14 protein-coding genes and 1 tRNA gene are annotated in these 14,549 nt (G+C 41.2%); 5 read left to right on the forward strand and 10 right to left on the reverse strand.

Going from position 1 to position 14,549, the window contains the following annotated elements; all coding sequences use genetic code 11:
- Window positions 1-57 precede the first annotated feature (57 nt).
- The 3 genes from HMPREF1534_RS17515 to HMPREF1534_RS17505 all read left to right on the forward strand — a co-directional run bounded on the left by HMPREF1534_RS17515 (window position 58) and on the right by HMPREF1534_RS17505 (window position 3,997).
- Window positions 58-912, forward strand: coding sequence for a patatin-like phospholipase family protein (locus HMPREF1534_RS17515; protein ID WP_005936026.1), 855 nt, complete (start codon window positions 58-60; stop codon window positions 910-912).
- Between the two features lie 272 nt (window positions 913-1,184).
- The gene (locus HMPREF1534_RS17510) at window positions 1,185-2,990 is read left to right on the forward strand and encodes a S8 family serine peptidase (protein WP_005936028.1); all 1,806 of its coding nucleotides are present in this window, start codon (window positions 1,185-1,187) and stop codon (window positions 2,988-2,990) included.
- Window positions 2,991-3,016: 26 nt separating this feature from the next.
- Entirely contained in the window at window positions 3,017-3,997 is a 981-nt protein-coding gene (locus tag HMPREF1534_RS17505; protein WP_005936030.1) for a PorV/PorQ family protein, read from the forward strand.
- Window positions 3,998-4,195: 198 nt separating this feature from the next.
- On the opposite strand, the gene HMPREF1534_RS17500 is transcribed toward HMPREF1534_RS17505, so the two are convergent.
- From HMPREF1534_RS17500 to HMPREF1534_RS19580, 6 genes are all read right to left on the reverse strand, one after another.
- The gene (locus HMPREF1534_RS17500) at window positions 4,196-5,437 is read right to left on the reverse strand and encodes a 6-bladed beta-propeller (RefSeq protein ID WP_005936032.1); all 1,242 of its coding nucleotides are present in this window, start codon (window positions 5,435-5,437) and stop codon (window positions 4,196-4,198) included.
- Window positions 5,438-5,565: 128 nt separating this feature from the next.
- A complete protein-coding gene (locus tag HMPREF1534_RS17495) occupies window positions 5,566-7,185 on the reverse strand; it encodes a tetratricopeptide repeat protein (protein WP_005936033.1) in 1,620 nt (539 codons plus the stop codon).
- A gap of 81 nt (window positions 7,186-7,266) precedes the next feature.
- A complete protein-coding gene (gene rny / locus HMPREF1534_RS17490; protein ID WP_005936035.1) occupies window positions 7,267-8,802 on the reverse strand; it encodes a ribonuclease Y in 1,536 nt (511 codons plus the stop codon).
- 102 nt (window positions 8,803-8,904) lie between these two features.
- Window positions 8,905-9,198: a cell division protein ZapA gene (locus HMPREF1534_RS17485; RefSeq protein WP_005936037.1), complete on the reverse strand. Its 294-nt coding sequence runs from the start codon at window positions 9,196-9,198 to the stop codon at window positions 8,905-8,907.
- A 28-nt stretch (window positions 9,199-9,226) separates the two neighbouring features.
- On the reverse strand, window positions 9,227-9,523 hold the full coding sequence (locus tag HMPREF1534_RS17480) for a hypothetical protein (RefSeq protein ID WP_005936039.1): 297 nt from the start codon (window positions 9,521-9,523) through the stop codon (window positions 9,227-9,229).
- 136 nt (window positions 9,524-9,659) lie between these two features.
- Window positions 9,660-10,022, reverse strand: a complete 363-nt coding sequence (locus HMPREF1534_RS19580; protein ID WP_081619636.1) for a YbaN family protein — start codon at window positions 10,020-10,022, stop codon at window positions 9,660-9,662.
- Between the two features lie 134 nt (window positions 10,023-10,156).
- On the opposite strand from HMPREF1534_RS19580, the gene HMPREF1534_RS17475 reads away from it, so the two are divergent.
- Together HMPREF1534_RS17475 and HMPREF1534_RS17470 are read left to right on the forward strand one after the other, a co-directional pair.
- Window positions 10,157-10,489: a 6-pyruvoyl trahydropterin synthase family protein gene (locus HMPREF1534_RS17475; protein WP_005936041.1), complete on the forward strand. Its 333-nt coding sequence runs from the start codon at window positions 10,157-10,159 to the stop codon at window positions 10,487-10,489.
- Window positions 10,476-11,021 carry a 7-carboxy-7-deazaguanine synthase QueE gene (locus tag HMPREF1534_RS17470; protein WP_005936044.1) on the forward strand — a complete coding sequence of 182 codons (546 nt, stop codon included), beginning with the start codon at window positions 10,476-10,478 and terminating at the stop codon, window positions 11,019-11,021. The genes HMPREF1534_RS17475 and HMPREF1534_RS17470 overlap by 14 nt, the downstream gene beginning before the upstream one ends.
- 565 nt (window positions 11,022-11,586) lie before the next feature.
- Here HMPREF1534_RS17470 and HMPREF1534_RS17465 read toward each other — a convergent pair.
- From HMPREF1534_RS17465 to HMPREF1534_RS17450, 4 genes are all read right to left on the reverse strand, one after another.
- A tRNA-Trp gene (locus HMPREF1534_RS17465) sits at window positions 11,587-11,659 on the reverse strand.
- Between the two features lie 67 nt (window positions 11,660-11,726).
- Window positions 11,727-12,320 (reverse strand): uracil-DNA glycosylase family protein, encoded by a 594-nt coding sequence (locus HMPREF1534_RS17460; RefSeq protein ID WP_005936046.1) that lies wholly within the window; start codon window positions 12,318-12,320, stop codon window positions 11,727-11,729.
- Window positions 12,321-12,443: 123 nt separating this feature from the next.
- Window positions 12,444-13,070 carry a hypothetical protein gene (locus HMPREF1534_RS17455; protein ID WP_005936048.1) on the reverse strand — a complete coding sequence of 209 codons (627 nt, stop codon included), beginning with the start codon at window positions 13,068-13,070 and terminating at the stop codon, window positions 12,444-12,446.
- 53 nt (window positions 13,071-13,123) lie between these two features.
- The gene (locus HMPREF1534_RS17450) at window positions 13,124-14,524 is read right to left on the reverse strand and encodes an alanine/glycine:cation symporter family protein (RefSeq protein ID WP_005936051.1); all 1,401 of its coding nucleotides are present in this window, start codon (window positions 14,522-14,524) and stop codon (window positions 13,124-13,126) included.
- Window positions 14,525-14,549 lie beyond the last annotated feature (25 nt).

Below are 14,549 nucleotides of genomic sequence, written 5' to 3' on the forward strand. Positions count from 1 at the left end.
AAAAGATAACTTTGCGCCGAACTTTAATAGGAGGCTGTTTGTTCCTTGACTTTGATTATGAAAATAGACGATAAAACAGGATTGGTATTGGAAGGAGGAGGCATGCGTGGGGTATTTACCTGTGGCGTGCTGGATTATTTGATGGATAACGAAATCTGGTTTTCTTACGGAGTAGGAGTATCGGCGGGCGCGTGCAACGGGCTTTCGTATATGTCCCGTCAGCGAGGGCGTGCAAAATTCAGCAATATCGATTTGTTGGATAAGTATCATTATATCGGTATCAAGCATCTGTGGAGCAAACATAGCATCCTTGACCAAGAATTGCTTTACGAGCATTTCCCTAAAGAAATCCTGCCATACGATTATGAAACGTATGCAAAGAATCCGGCACGTTTCGAAATGGTGACCACCAATTGTCATACCGGGCGCGCCTGTTATCTGGAGGAGAAGTACGACCGGAAACGTATTATAGACATAGCTAAGGCATCCAGCAGCTTGCCTTATGTGTGTCCTGTTGCATATGTGGATGGTATACCTATGCTCGATGGCGGAATTATTGATTCTATTCCTGTGATGCGGGCTTTTGAGCAGGGATATGAAAAGAATGTGGTGGTGCTTACCCGTAATCGTGGTTATCGTAAAAAGGGAAGGGATATCAAGATACCTCATTTCATTTATAAAAAATATCCTCGTTTGAGAGTGGTGCTCAGTAAACGTTGCCGCGTTTATAATGAACAATTGGAACTGGTTGAGAAGTTGGAAGATGAAGGCCGGATTATAGTGATACGTCCTCACAGACCCATGGAAGTCGACCGGATTGAAACGGATATAAAAAAGCTGACCGATTTGTATGACGAAGGGTATGCTTGTGCGAAAAAGATATTTGAGGAAAAGCACTTGCTGGAGAAGTGAATTTAGCGGAAAAACTTTTGATGAATATATTCAGGTAGCGTTATGGTTGAGGCAGTCATAACGCTAATTTTATATTATGTATTTTGTTTTCTTCCTGAATTATTGATTATATTTTGGGGTTTATGCTGATATCGGCCGGACTTCCTAATTCGTTTCATAGGATGAGCGTAATTATTTTGATAGGTAAAATCGTAAGAGTGAAGAAAAAAGCATATATTTGCAATTTTCAACTATAAGTCTTATCGTAGATTATTATACATAAAAAATATACAATGAAAAGAATAATTCCATTCTTGCTATCTGTCTCTCTTCTTTATTCTTGTCATCAGGAGGAAGAAATCAGTCTGCCGACCGATGGGCCGGTTATTAATCTTGCTGAGTTGGGACTGTCTGAAAATGATGTTGTACAGGGACGTATGCGCATTAAACTGAAAGAAGAACCTGCCGGAAATTTAAGCGAGAAGAGTATCGAAGGCGGCATATCCGCACGAATTAAAATGATAGGCCGTTCTGCTTCTGCATTGAAAATAACCCGCATGGAACGTACTTTTCCTCATGCCGGGAAATATGAAGAACGTACACGCCGTGAGGGACTGCATTTGTGGTATGATGTTTGGTATTCGGAGGATGTTTCTGTGGCGCGTGCGACCGGTGAAGTTTCAGTGCTGGAAGGGATAGAAATAGCCGCGCCTGTCGTGAAGGTGAGATCTTTGGGGGCGGGCGAACCGGTTTGGCGTGCCGTCGACTTTAATGATACCTTTATTGCCAAGCAGTGGTATCTGGAAAATCCGGGTACGGAGTCGTGGCAACAATTAGGAGCCGATATCCGGGTGGCTGATGCCTGGAAAAAATGCACAGGAGACCCCCGTATCATCGTTGCCGTGATGGACGGAGGTGTTCAGGTAGACCATCCCGATTTGGTAGATAATATATGGGTGAACGAAGGAGAGATACCCGGAAACGGTATTGATGATGACGGGAATGGTTATATAGACGATATAAACGGTTATAATTTTATGTATGATTCCGGTAAACTGACTCCCATGAAACATGCTACGCATGTGGCGGGAATCATAGCGGCGAGTGGAAATAACGGTAAGGGAATTGCCGGAATAGCAGGAGGAAACGGTACGGCGGGAAGTGGCGTAAAACTGATGTCTACCCAAGTGCTGGGGGCTACAAGTTCAAATAATACAGCTGCGGCTATTAAGTATGGTGCCGATAATGGAGCGGTTATCAGTCAGAACAGCTGGGGTTATAATACGACCACTACCAGTGTTTCGTATATTGATCCTGCGGATAAAGCGGCAATTGACTATTTTATCAAGTATGCCGGATGCGACAATGATGGCAATCAATTGCCCGATAGTCCGATGAAAGGCGGTATTGTAATCTTTGCTGCAGGTAATGATAATGTGTCTAATCCCGGTACGGCTTCTCCGGCAGACTATGATGCGGTGGTGTCGGTGGCTGCCATTGCTCCGGACTATACAAAGGCTTCTTATTCCAACTATGGTTCATACATTGATATTTCGGCTCCCGGAGGTAACTTGAATGGTAATGGAATGGTATATAGTACTATTCATAATTCTTCTTACGGGGATATGAGTGGAACTTCTATGGCTTGTCCGATGGTGTCGGGGGTGGCTGCGTTAGTTATTCAGAAATATGGATTGAACGAACGGGGATTTACTCCTGACAGGTTAAAAGAAATACTCTTCAAGAGTGCTTATGATGTGGATAATTATAATCCGAAATATGCCGGACAACTCGGCTATGGTTGTGTAGACGCTACTGTGGCATTGGGAATTGAAGTAACGGATGAGATGCCGACGCTGACATTGAAAAACAATAAAGTGAGTGATGGAAACTTGCTTTTTTGGGTAAACTATCAGTTGGCCGGTAATGCACGTATCATTATTTATAATAGTACGGGTGGAAAGGTATTCGACTCAAAAAGAGGAGTAATGGCTATGTCTATCACAAAAATAGATGTAAGTAAGTTGGCTGCCGGATATTACACGATGGAATATCAATGCAACGGCCGCACGATGAAACAGAACTTTATTAAATATTAATCCGGTAGAAGAATAAACAGTAGAATATGAAGAAAACGATATTTTGTGTAATAGCTCTTGGCATGTCGGTTGCCACAGTTTATGGGCAGGATGAGGTAACTGCTATCAATACGGGTGCTGCCAATTTCCTGACTATCATGCCCGATGCTCGCACCGCTGCATTGGCCGGTGCAGGTGTTTCACTCACCGGAAATGAGAATGCCATCTTTTTGAATGGCGCGACCATTGCAGCGGATAAAAACTGCCGGGGAGGTGCTTCTTACACGTATGCTCCGTGGATGCGCGATTATCAGTCAGGTTATTCGTTGCATACATTGGGAGGTTTTTATAAGATAGACGAAAAGAATGTGATTCTGGCAGGATTTCGTTATTATAATTATCCGAAATTGGGTGTGCTCGAGACCGGAGGAGAGAGTATACGTCCGAAGGAATTGGCTGCCGAGGTGGGTTATGCTCGTGAGTTAATCAAGAATCTTTCTGTGTCGGCTACTTTCCGTTATATTTATTTGGATATGGGAAAGGTGGGTAATGACCGGGGAGCAAGTACAGTTGCTTTTGACTTAGGCGCTTTTTATACAAAGGCGATTGCCAGGATGGAAGGGGCGAGTTGGTCTGCCGGATTGCAGGTGAGCAATCTGGGGCCAAAGATTAAATATCCCAAATCCAGCGAGTCTCTGCCGATGATGGCCAAAGTAGGCGGTTCGGTAGACTTGCCGTTTTCACAGATGCACCGTCTGATGATGACGGCCGATTTAGGTTATCGTTTGGCTCCTTCGGATGTGCAGGCTGTGAATGTGAGTGCCGGAGCAGAATATACGTTGGCAGAGCATTTTATGTTTAGAGGCGGTTACCATTATGGAGACAAGGAAAAAGGCGACCATAGCTTTGCCACTGTGGGTGCAGGAATGAACCGTTACGGTGGACATTTGGATTTTGCATGGTTGTTTGCATCGGATGACTGTCCGTTCCGAAATACATTTTGGGCGACTCTTGGATATTCTTTCTGATGATATAAATAAAAGGGAGTGTGTCAAAACATGGATAATGCTGTCGTTTAGTTCGTAGGGGCGAGGTGCACTCGCCCGAAAACAGTTTACTTTGTGTCTTTGGGCAGGCAACCCCTGTGCCTACAGCTGATGATTGGATAGGCCATTTTAGTTTTGTCACACTCTCTTTTATTTATGCCTTGTTGTAATGCCCTGGTTCTAATGATTATCGTTCATTTGCTTCATGCGGCCGATCAACAGGTAATTATTGTCATTTTCTTGGATGGAACTTGCCAGTGTGTTTACCTTCTCCCTAATTTCAGGTAACAGGTTGGTTGTCTTGAGTGCTGTTTCCAGCTCCTTTTTCAACACACCGGGGTCTACGTTGCGAATGTAATACCCGTTCCGGCAACTTGCGAACCAAAAAGCATCTCCTCCTCCCAAAAAGTCATTGTGTACTTTGTACAATCCTCCTTTCAGTGTTTTTTTGTCTACAATAAAATTTCGGTGCTCTCTTGTTTCGCTGCCACCGTGATTGTCTGTTTGCTCCATTTTTCCTACGACAGTCCCAATAAAGCAAGTCGGGTATTCGTATTGCCAGTGAATTGGGATTTTTCCACCAGAGAAATGGATGGTAAAGGTCGGCTGTAGCTTGTTCTGTGCATAATCGTAATGATACAAGGTATCTGCTTTTTCTATATGAAAGTCCAGAAAGGAGAAATCAAAGGCTTCCGTGTTGTTGTTATGGTAAATGTCGTTGCTGTAATCGGGCTTCATCTCTGTTATGGGAGAAAGCTCGGCAAGTCGGTTACCTTCGAGGTCTTGTACCCAAATCATTCTTGGATTGTTTTTCCAAGGCAGCGTGGCTACAGTAATCCGCCCTTTGTCTCCGTCTGCATAGAAGACGGATTTGGGGAGCATCCATTTTTCTGCTTCATCTATCAGGGGAATGTTTTTTTGCAATTCTCCGTTCAGATTGTAAGTGATGAGTTTGGTTGCATTCCATGGCATGAGGTAGATGCGGTCATGCTTTTCATCCAGTTGGAAAGGCCCTACCTGAGTATATTCTCCGGGACCGTTTCCCACTGAGCCGATGTTACGCAAGAATTTCCCTTTACGGTCGAATAATTTAAAAGGTATGTTTTGAGAACAGTGGATTAGAATGTAGTTATCCGATACAGTTACGCTACTGTTTCTTACCAGTGCTTCGTCCTTATTGTCCAACTTTACAATTTCCAAGTCTTCAATGAAATAACTGAGTGGCAAGTGGATGGAATCTTTAACGGCTGTCCAGTCGCATACCATGAGGGTTGTTCCGTTTGTTTTCACTTCGGCTGCTACAGTGGGCAATTCGTTCCATATCTTTGAATCGTCCGATGCCGTGTTGTCGTTCTCTTTTTGTTTGTTGTTGCAGGCTGTTATAATCAAGGTTGCCAAAACCCAAAAGAAATGTGTTCTCATACTTTGTAGTTTTAAAATTTACCGCAAAGTTAGGTATGAAAGGGATTTGATTGTAAAATCGTGATGGACAACTGAAAAATATTATATTGTTGTGTATTAGCTATTTATTTGTTTTATGTGATGGACAATTAATACTTTTGCAAGTATTCGTCCAATGAAATTCCTTCATCGGAGGTGATACCGAGTTTTTCTTTCATTCGTAGCTTCTTCTTGCTGACAGAGTTTCGGCTTATACAGTAAATGTTCGACATGTCGTGTAGGCTGACATTGATTTTTATCAGGCAACAGAAGTTAATGTCCGCTACACTCAAGGCGGGAAATTCCTGTTTCAGGCGTGTTGTGAAATGGTCATAGTTACTGTCGAGTATGATTCTTATTTCCCGCCATTCATTGTCTGTCAATGATATTTGCCGGTTGTTGTTCTTGTCTTCTTCTGTGTCATTGTCTAAAGAAGGTAGTTTTTTGAATACTTCCATTTTACGAAGCAGCTCTTCGCGTAACATGCCGGCCTTCTCTCTGAGGACACTTAATTCTTCTGCTTGTTTCAGTAGTTTGTTTTCTTGCTTCAGTCGGTCGCTTTCTTGTTGAAGCAGCCTTTTCATTTCTTCTTTTCTTTTGTATTGGAGATAGAACAGGAAGGCACAGACAATCATGGAGAGGATGAATGTAAGTAGCAATATGAGGTTGATATGACGTTGGCGTACAATTTCCAGTGCATTGATTTCTGTTTCCAGCTTTAGTTCGTTATACTGGCTGGCACTGGCTTGATGGTTATAGGCTGAATAGATGTTATGAAGGAAAGCAATGGCATTTTCATGTTTGCGGAATGCCTTTTCGGGAGAGCCGATGTGCTCGTACAGGTGAGAGAGGCGTAGTGCGGCTTCACTTGCCAAAAATATATTGCTTGATTGGGATACCAGATTATAGTAATAACAGGCGGAGTCTTCCCGGTGCATGAGCTCGTAAACATGAGCTTTGTACATGTTGTGCAAAGGAATGTCGTTTCGCTTCATATATCGACGGGATTGTCGTAGGGCTCGCAGGGCTTCGGAGAACTGTCCTTGTGCTGTGTATAAGTCGGTATATTCTTTAGCAAGGCTATAGACGAATTCGCTGTCTTTATCTTTCATGGCACAGGCTTTGGCGGAATCCAGCATTTCTTTTGCGACTCCGAATTCTTTTAGTTGGAGTAGTGTCTGAGCTTTTTCCCGATAATAATGCTTGCGGTGCAGATGAGTGGTGTCTATGCCCATTCTTTTGTTGATGTAAGCCAAAGCAGAATCTATTTTCCCTATTTGTTTAAAGAATTGTGTTTTATATATATAGGTGCGTACAAGCTCCTGGGGGCATTGTTGTCCCCTTGCTCTTTTTTCAATTATTTGAAGCATGGAATCGGCTTTATCGTATGCTTGATTGTATAGGAATAGTCTGTACCTGATGTGGTTTATCTCTTTCAGGTTTATTGTGTCTTTTGTTTTTTCATAATGTTGAGACAGTTTCTCTATCTTCTCTGCAGAATGCCGGATGAACGGTTGGGGTGAGGTGCTGAACTGAATTCGCCAATAGGTATAGACGTCTTCTCCTTCCAACTTTTCAGGTATGATTCTGTTTAAGTAAGTGAGCGTGCTGTCTATTTGTTTATCTGCATAGAATTGTTCAGCTTTTTGCAGCCATAAGTCATTTTCTCGTACAGAACAGGCGGTAAGTAAGAGGAGCAGGGAAAATATTGAGAGAGACTGTAACTTCATGCGGTCATTTGATAGGGAATGAAAAGAGGATGTCCCATTTTGATGAAACATCCTCTGTATAAAATTCTGTTTTATTTGATATTATTTGGCGAAGCTCACCGCACGTGTCTCGCGGATAACTGTTATTTTTACCTGTCCCGGATAAGTCATTTCATCTTGAATCTTCTTCGCAATTTCTCCTGACAGGCTTTCAGTCTGCTTATCGTCAATCTTGTCGGCGCCTACGATAACACGTAGTTCACGACCGGCTTGGATAGCGTATGTCTTTGTTACTCCCGGATAAGACATGGCCAGCTGTTCGAGGTCATTCAATCGTTTGATATAAGCTTCTACTATTTCTCGGCGCGCTCCCGGACGTGCACCTGAGATAGCGTCGCACACCTGAACGATAGGAGCCAACAGGCTGGTCATTTCCGTCTCATCGTGGTGAGCACCGATAGCATTGCAGATATCCGGTTTTTCTTTGTACTTCTCTGCAATCTTCATACCTAGCAGTGCGTGCGGCAATTCCGGTTCTTCATCAGGCACTTTACCGATATCATGCAAGAGTCCGGCACGTTTGGCCTTCTTCGGATTCAATCCCAATTCGGAAGCCATCACAGCACAGAGGTTGGCTGTTTCGCGGGCATGTTGCAATAAGTTTTGGCCGTATGAAGAACGATATTTCATCTTACCGATGATGCGAATCAATTCAGGGTGTAAACCATGAATACCCAAGTCGATAGTGGTGCGTTTACCGGTTTCGATGATTTCGTCTTCTACTTGTTTACGCACTTTGGCAACCACTTCTTCGATACGTGCCGGATGAATACGTCCGTCTGTCACCAACTGATGAAGTGCCAGGCGGGCTATTTCGCGGCGAACCGGGTCGAATGCAGAAAGCACGATAGCTTCCGGGGTGTCATCCACTACGATTTCAACACCTGTTGCTGCTTCCAAGGCACGGATGTTACGTCCTTCACGACCGATGATGCGACCTTTGATTTCATCGGATTCGATATGGAATACGGTGACAGAGTTTTCGATAGCTGTTTCTGTAGCAACTCTCTGAATGGATTGGATAACGATTCGTTTGGCTTCCTTGTTGGCTGTCAACTTGGCATCGTCCATGATATCATTGATGTAAGAAGCAGCTTGTGTTTTGGCTTCCTCCTTCAAAGAGTCCACCAAACGTTCTTTGGCTTCTTCGGCAGACAGACCGGATAGTGCTTCCAGCTTTTCGCGTTCTTGCATCTGTAGTTTATCAAGTTCCTCTTTTTTCTTGTCTACAATAACAATCTGTGCTTCCAGATTCTCTTTGATAGCTTCAGCTTCTGTACGTTTACGTTGTACTTCTTCTTGTTTTTGATTCAGCATCAGTTCGCGCTGTTTCAACTTGTTTTCGGCTTGTTGGATTTTCTGGTTGCGCAATGCAACTTCTTTTTCCAAGTCGGCCTTTTTATTTAAGAATTTCTCCTTAACTTCGAGAAGCTTGTTCTTCTTAATTACTTCAGCTTCTGTTTGTGCTTCCTTAATGATGATATCATACTTAGATTTCAGGCCATATCTGAAAAGCATGTATGATAACCCACCACCTACAGCGAAACACACAATTGCTATTATTACTGTTGTTACCATTGTTATTAATTTATATAAATAAAAAACGCACAACCATTCTGCCAAGAACTCTTCTCTTGACAGTTAAGTTGTGCGTGAATATCTTTAATTTAAAATTTTAAACTATCCGTTTTTACTAAGATATTGCTCTATCTCTTTTGTTAGCTCTTTTAACTTCTCCTGATAAGGTTCAGTATTATTTTTGTCTTTCATAGAAATGTTTTCAAAAGCTAATTCCAACGCAGCCATTGCCCAATGCCTTGTAGGGCTGAAATCAGGAAAGCGGCTACGGTATTTGTTTAGTTTATTATCAATCTGTTTGGCAGCGTTCCTATATAACAGTTCATCTTCCCGACGAATAGTTAAAGGGTATCTTTCGTTGTCAATCAGCAAATGTATTTTCATCACATCGTCCATCATACTATCGTTTTATTGTTTTAAAATCCTATTGGCCTTTTAATAAAGCGATGCATCTGTCGACTTCACGCACAAGCTTTGACAATCTTTGTTTTGTATCTTTGATATCATTATCGTGGATACTGATTGTCCTCGCCATTTTTAAATTGGTATACATTGCTTCCAATTCTTTACGACTATTTTCTACTTGTTTTATCTCATCGTCTTTTTCGGCGAGAAGTTGCTTCAACCGGGCATTTTCACGTGTTAATTCGTCGTGTAAATACATAAAATGTCTCAGTCTTGCTTCAAAAGTACTTAATAGCTTTTTGTCTTCTTCAGTCATTTTATACCAAAATTGTACACAAATATATAGGATTGAAAGCAAACAAGAAAATATTTTGAAAGGAATTTATCAATCCCGACCAAAAAAACTTTTTTTAAGTCTTTTGCAACTCCTTTTTTTATGTCTTTCTGTCGGTTTACTTTTTCAGCGTTTTGTATGAAAGGATATGCCAGGTAGTGCCAATAGCTATGGCGAGTAATATTATTTTCAACCAAAGGTAGGGGGCTATTTGGAAAATGCAATAACTGAGTGTTATCCATATCAATGATAAGGAAATGATTTTTGCACGTAGGGGGATAGCGCGGTATTCGCGGAAGTTTTTAATATAAGGTCCCAGTTGTTTTTGTTGGATTAGCCAACGATACAGACGTGGAGAACCGCGAAAATAGAATGCGGCGGATAATAATAAAAAAGGGGTGGTAGGCAGAAGAGGTACAAAGATTCCAATAATGCCTAATACCAGTGATATCGTTCCGGTGACGGTATAGAAAATTTTCATGGATGCAAATATAGACCAAAAAATGAAAAAAATAGGGATAACTGTTCTATATTCTTAGATTTTATAATGTATCTTTGCATCTGCACACCGAGGTGACATTAGGTGTAAGTTCTTTCTAAATATAAACTAAAGTGATGTATACAGTAATTAAGCGAATGGAAGTATCGGCTTCGCACAGCCTGAATCTTTCGTATAGAAGTAAATGCGAGAATTTGCATGGTCACAATTGGATTATTACAGTTTATTGCCGTTCGGAGGTGTTGAATGCAGATGGAATGGTGGTGGACTTTACCCATATCAAAGAGGCTGTGATGGGGCGTTTGGATCATCAAAATCTGAATGAGGTACTTCATTTTAATCCTACAGCCGAAAATATTGCACATTGGATTTGTGAGCAAATACCCTTTTGTTTTAAAGTTGAAGTCCGTGAATCGGAAGGTAATACTGTGATATATGAAAAAGATTAATGAGATTTTCTATAGCTTGCAGGGTGAAGGATATCATACAGGTATTCCTGCTATATTTGTCCGCTTTTCGGGATGTAATATGAAGTGTTCCTTTTGCGATACGTTACATGAAGACGGGATAATGATGAGCGATGAAGAAATAATATCGGAAGTTGTTAAGTACCCCGCTTCTATGGTTGTTCTTACCGGAGGCGAACCGGGTTTATGGATTGACGAAAGTTTGGTGGATGCTTTACATAATGAAGGAAAATATGTCTGTGTCGAAACTAACGGTACGTGTGTGCTACCAGGCAATGTAGACTGGGTAACTTGTTCGCCAAAAGAAGGAGGGGAAGTAAGATTGAACCATATAGATGAGGTGAAGATTGTCTATGTGGGACAAGATGTATCTGTTTATTTGGATTTGCCTGCTCGGTATTATTTTATACAGCCTTGTTCCTGTTCCAATACCGAGGCAGTAATTGCTTATATTCTGAAGTATCCCAAGTGGCGATTGAGTTTGCAAACTCATAAGTTATTACAAATCCCCTGATGTCTTTTTCTGCAATAAAAATGCTTTCAAGAAAAAGTTGATATAAAGTTGCTTTCACACGTTTCGCTCTCTGAAACCCTTTATTCATCGGCTTTTTGGGTGAAAAGGATTTTTAAGAGGTGAATTTATTGCTTTCACACGGAAACTCTTATGAACAGTGAGTTTCCGGTATTTGTGAAATGTGAAAGGACATTTTATCAACTTTTTTTTCAAAACTCAATTAATGCATTAAATCGGCGAGAAAATTCAGAGAAAAGTGTTTTGAAAAAAAGACCTTGGTCTTTTCGCAAAACATCTTGTTCTTTTTTAAAAAGAACAAAGTCTTTTTCTAAAAGCCGATGAAGTTTTTGGAGGCTCTTGATTCAGTATTAGTTTTATTGTTTATATTCAAAATTTTAAATACCGATTTCCCAACAGCAATAAATAATAGCCTTATCAATTTCATAAACTGTTAAGTTTCTTTTTATGTGAGGCAAAGGTACGTATTTTAAGGAGTTTCGGAACGGGGAAAGTTGAGGCTTTGCACGATATAAAAAAGTTGTATCAATTTGATACAACTTTTTAGCACGGGAGGAGAGGCTCGAACTCCCGACACCCGGTTTTGGAGACCGGTGCTCTACCAACTGAGCTACTCCCGTGTTTTCGGCTGCAAAGGTAGTGTAATATTTGAAATATACAAATCTATTTATGAAAAATATTTTTTTTCTATTCGTTCAGTAATCCTAATTCGTTGAACATGACCCGATAAGCTGCAGCTTTTTTTTCCAGGGCCAAAGGATAGGCACGGCTGGAAGAAGGCATTCTGTATAATTTCATAGCCTTGTCTCCAAATTCGAAAGGTTCGCTTGTACCTACGGTTGGCTCTTTTACCTCTATTTGTTCGCGGATAATGTCTGTTGCTTTCTGTCCGGTGGTAACAATGGCTTTGCACATCGGAATTTGTTTTAGTAACAGGCTGATATCTGTTTGTTCTATTACTTCCAGAAACTTGTCGGAGGCATTGTCTTGTAAACGGCGGATAGCTGAAGCTGTATCATAAAGTGCGATTCCTTTGTCGTTTAGGAATTCAATGATACGGTCTTTATCAAATACTTTCTTCTCAGGGTTCAGGAAATGCTCTTTGTCCTGAAAGAAAATAAGTCCGACGATACGCCACATATCATTTTGCAGGTTAGGGTAGAAGAAATCCATGCTCCACCGTTTTTTTTGCGGAGGAAAACTGCCAAGCATCAGCAGGACAGCATTAGCCGGCAGAAAGGGTTCTAATGGATGTTCTTCGATATTTAATAGAGAATCCATGAAATCTTTGGAAATTAAGTTTATGAAGCTATATCGAAATATGTACTTACCATAGGGGCAAATACTCGGATTCGTCCCTACAGCAAAGCTATAATGGCAAGAGTAGTAAACCGCAATGCGAGTTTATTCTTTTGGCTTCGGCTCTTTTTTAGCCAATAAAACGATATTGTAAACGTATTCGGTCATCCAATTTTCAGAGTATCCCAATGCGTGTTGATACTTACGGATAGCAATACAAGTTTTGTGTACGCTGTCATCTTTCCAGTCTGTTTTGGTCATAATGTCATGGATAGTTTTTTCCGTCATATTACGTAACATCTTCTTCATTACGCTGGGCATACGGAACTTCCATTGCATCAGATTGCCGATAAGCATCATCAAGTCATTGCTGAATCCTTGGAACATAAAAAGATATGTCTTTACATCGTTTACATTCTTACAATTCTTTTTAATGGAATTGTCTATTTCTTTGAAGAAATCATCACTTAGTCCATAAAGTTCTACTAACATTTTTTTACAGCGTGACTTTTCGGCAATTCCTAATTTATTGTTTTGGGTCGGGATTTTAAGTGTACGTTTGAAAACTGCCATGTCAGGCAGAAAATTAATATTGGTAATACCTATATTGCAGGCCATTACAGACTGATAATATACACGAATCAGCGTCATGAAGTCTTCCATTCCACCTACTTTGGCGTTTTCTTCTCCTTCTGCTTGTTTTTTACTGAATAATTTTGAAAATATGCTCATGGCTTTTTTATTTTATGTTCTTGCCGCAAAGATACTTATTTTTTTTTAATACTTTACCAACATTCCAAATCTTCCTCAATGTCCTTCATTCTATCTTTCGTGAAAACAGGATTCTTAATTCCGCTACGTTTCTGTATCCGATAATCTTCTAATAGGCGGAAAGCATATTTGCCTAATAGAACGATGGCTATCAGGTTACAAATGGTCATGAATCCCATTGCTATATCTGCCAGGCCCCATGCCAAGTCCAAGCTGGCAAGTGCACCGAACATTACCATGCCGCATACAGAGATGCGGTAAACCGGAATAGCCCAGCGTTGGCGGGTGATATATCGTACATTGGCTTCGCCGTAATAATAGTTTCCCAATATACTACTGTAAGCAAAAAATAGAATTGCTACTGCTACATAAATTGTTCCGATATCACCTATTTCATTATTTAACGCCATCTGTGTCAGTTTAATTCCGTTGGCTTCTCCTGTAGACGCCAGCCCGCTGAAAAGAATGATAAATGCTGTACATGTGCAAATGACCAAGGTATCTGTAAAAACACCTAATGTTTGAATCAATCCTTGTTTTACGGGATGGGTGACATCGGCGGTTGCTGCCACATTGGGTGCAGAACCCATACCGGCTTCGTTGCTGAACAATCCGCGTTTGATGCCTTGCATCAATGCCATGCCTATACCCCCGCCTAATGCCTGTTCCCAACCGAAAGCATTCTCAATAATCAGCTCAATGACTCCCGGCAAATGTTTGACATTCATAATCACGATGAAAAGTGCTAAAAAAATATACCCCAAGGCCATGATGGGTACAATGATGCTGCTGACTTTGGCTATACGCTGAATACCTCCGAAAATAATAATTAATGTAAGTGCAGTCAATATGCATCCCATCAGAGCCGGAGAAATATTGAAAGCTTCCTCGAATGCGGCACAGATAGTGTTGCTCTGCACGGAATTGAAAGCAAACCCGAAGGTGAAAATGAGCAAAAAGGCGAATAGAATTCCCATCCATGGTTGTTTTAATCCTTTTTTCATGTAATAAGCGGGGCCACCGACAAAAGAATTATGTCCATGTACCTTATATAGCTGGGCAAGTGTGGATTCGATAAAGGCACTGCTGGCACCAAAAAGTGCAATTACCCACATCCAAAAGACTGCACCCGGACCACCCAATGTAATGGCGGTGGCTACTCCTGCCAGATTGCCTGTTCCCACGCGGCTTGCTATGGAGATGGCAAATGCCTGAAAAGAGGAGATGTGATGTTCGCGACCTTCTGTCTTGCCGGTGGAATCTCCAAGCAGGCGTACCATTTCGCCTATCATGCGGAATTGTACAAATTTCGTTTTGTAAGTGAACCAGAATGCGCAACCTAGCAGCATTATAATTAAGATGTATGTCAAAATAACATCATTTACGTTGCCAATTAATTGGGTTAAAATATCCATTACTTTATATTGTCTTTAGTTTAGG

Source organism: Phocaeicola massiliensis B84634 = Timone 84634 = DSM 17679 = JCM 13223 (assembly GCF_000382445.1).
In the GTDB taxonomy this organism is placed as follows: domain Bacteria; phylum Bacteroidota; class Bacteroidia; order Bacteroidales; family Bacteroidaceae; genus Phocaeicola; species Phocaeicola massiliensis.

What these genes read in the sequence shown, in the direction of transcription:
- HMPREF1534_RS17515 (WP_005936026.1), top strand. Translation starts at nt 58, where the DNA reads ATGAAAATAGACGATAAAACAGGATTGGTATTGGAAGGAGGAGGCATG.
- HMPREF1534_RS17510 (WP_005936028.1), top strand. Translation starts at nt 1,185, where the DNA reads ATGAAAAGAATAATTCCATTCTTGCTATCTGTCTCTCTTCTTTATTCT.
- HMPREF1534_RS17505 (WP_005936030.1), top strand. Translation starts at nt 3,017, where the DNA reads ATGAAGAAAACGATATTTTGTGTAATAGCTCTTGGCATGTCGGTTGCC.
- HMPREF1534_RS17500 (WP_005936032.1), bottom strand. Translation starts at nt 5,437, where the DNA reads ATGAGAACACATTTCTTTTGGGTTTTGGCAACCTTGATTATAACAGCC.
- HMPREF1534_RS17495 (WP_005936033.1), bottom strand. Translation starts at nt 7,185, where the DNA reads ATGAAGTTACAGTCTCTCTCAATATTTTCCCTGCTCCTCTTACTTACC.
- rny (WP_005936035.1), bottom strand. Translation starts at nt 8,802, where the DNA reads ATGGTAACAACAGTAATAATAGCAATTGTGTGTTTCGCTGTAGGTGGT.
- HMPREF1534_RS17485 (WP_005936037.1), bottom strand. Translation starts at nt 9,198, where the DNA reads ATGGACGATGTGATGAAAATACATTTGCTGATTGACAACGAAAGATAC.
- HMPREF1534_RS17480 (WP_005936039.1), bottom strand. Translation starts at nt 9,523, where the DNA reads ATGACTGAAGAAGACAAAAAGCTATTAAGTACTTTTGAAGCAAGACTG.
- HMPREF1534_RS19580 (WP_081619636.1), bottom strand. Translation starts at nt 10,022, where the DNA reads ATGAAAATTTTCTATACCGTCACCGGAACGATATCACTGGTATTAGGC.
- HMPREF1534_RS17475 (WP_005936041.1), top strand. Translation starts at nt 10,157, where the DNA reads ATGTATACAGTAATTAAGCGAATGGAAGTATCGGCTTCGCACAGCCTG.
- HMPREF1534_RS17470 (WP_005936044.1), top strand. Translation starts at nt 10,476, where the DNA reads ATGAAAAAGATTAATGAGATTTTCTATAGCTTGCAGGGTGAAGGATAT.
- HMPREF1534_RS17460 (WP_005936046.1), bottom strand. Translation starts at nt 12,320, where the DNA reads ATGGATTCTCTATTAAATATCGAAGAACATCCATTAGAACCCTTTCTG.
- HMPREF1534_RS17455 (WP_005936048.1), bottom strand. Translation starts at nt 13,070, where the DNA reads ATGAGCATATTTTCAAAATTATTCAGTAAAAAACAAGCAGAAGGAGAA.
- HMPREF1534_RS17450 (WP_005936051.1), bottom strand. Translation starts at nt 14,524, where the DNA reads ATGGATATTTTAACCCAATTAATTGGCAACGTAAATGATGTTATTTTG.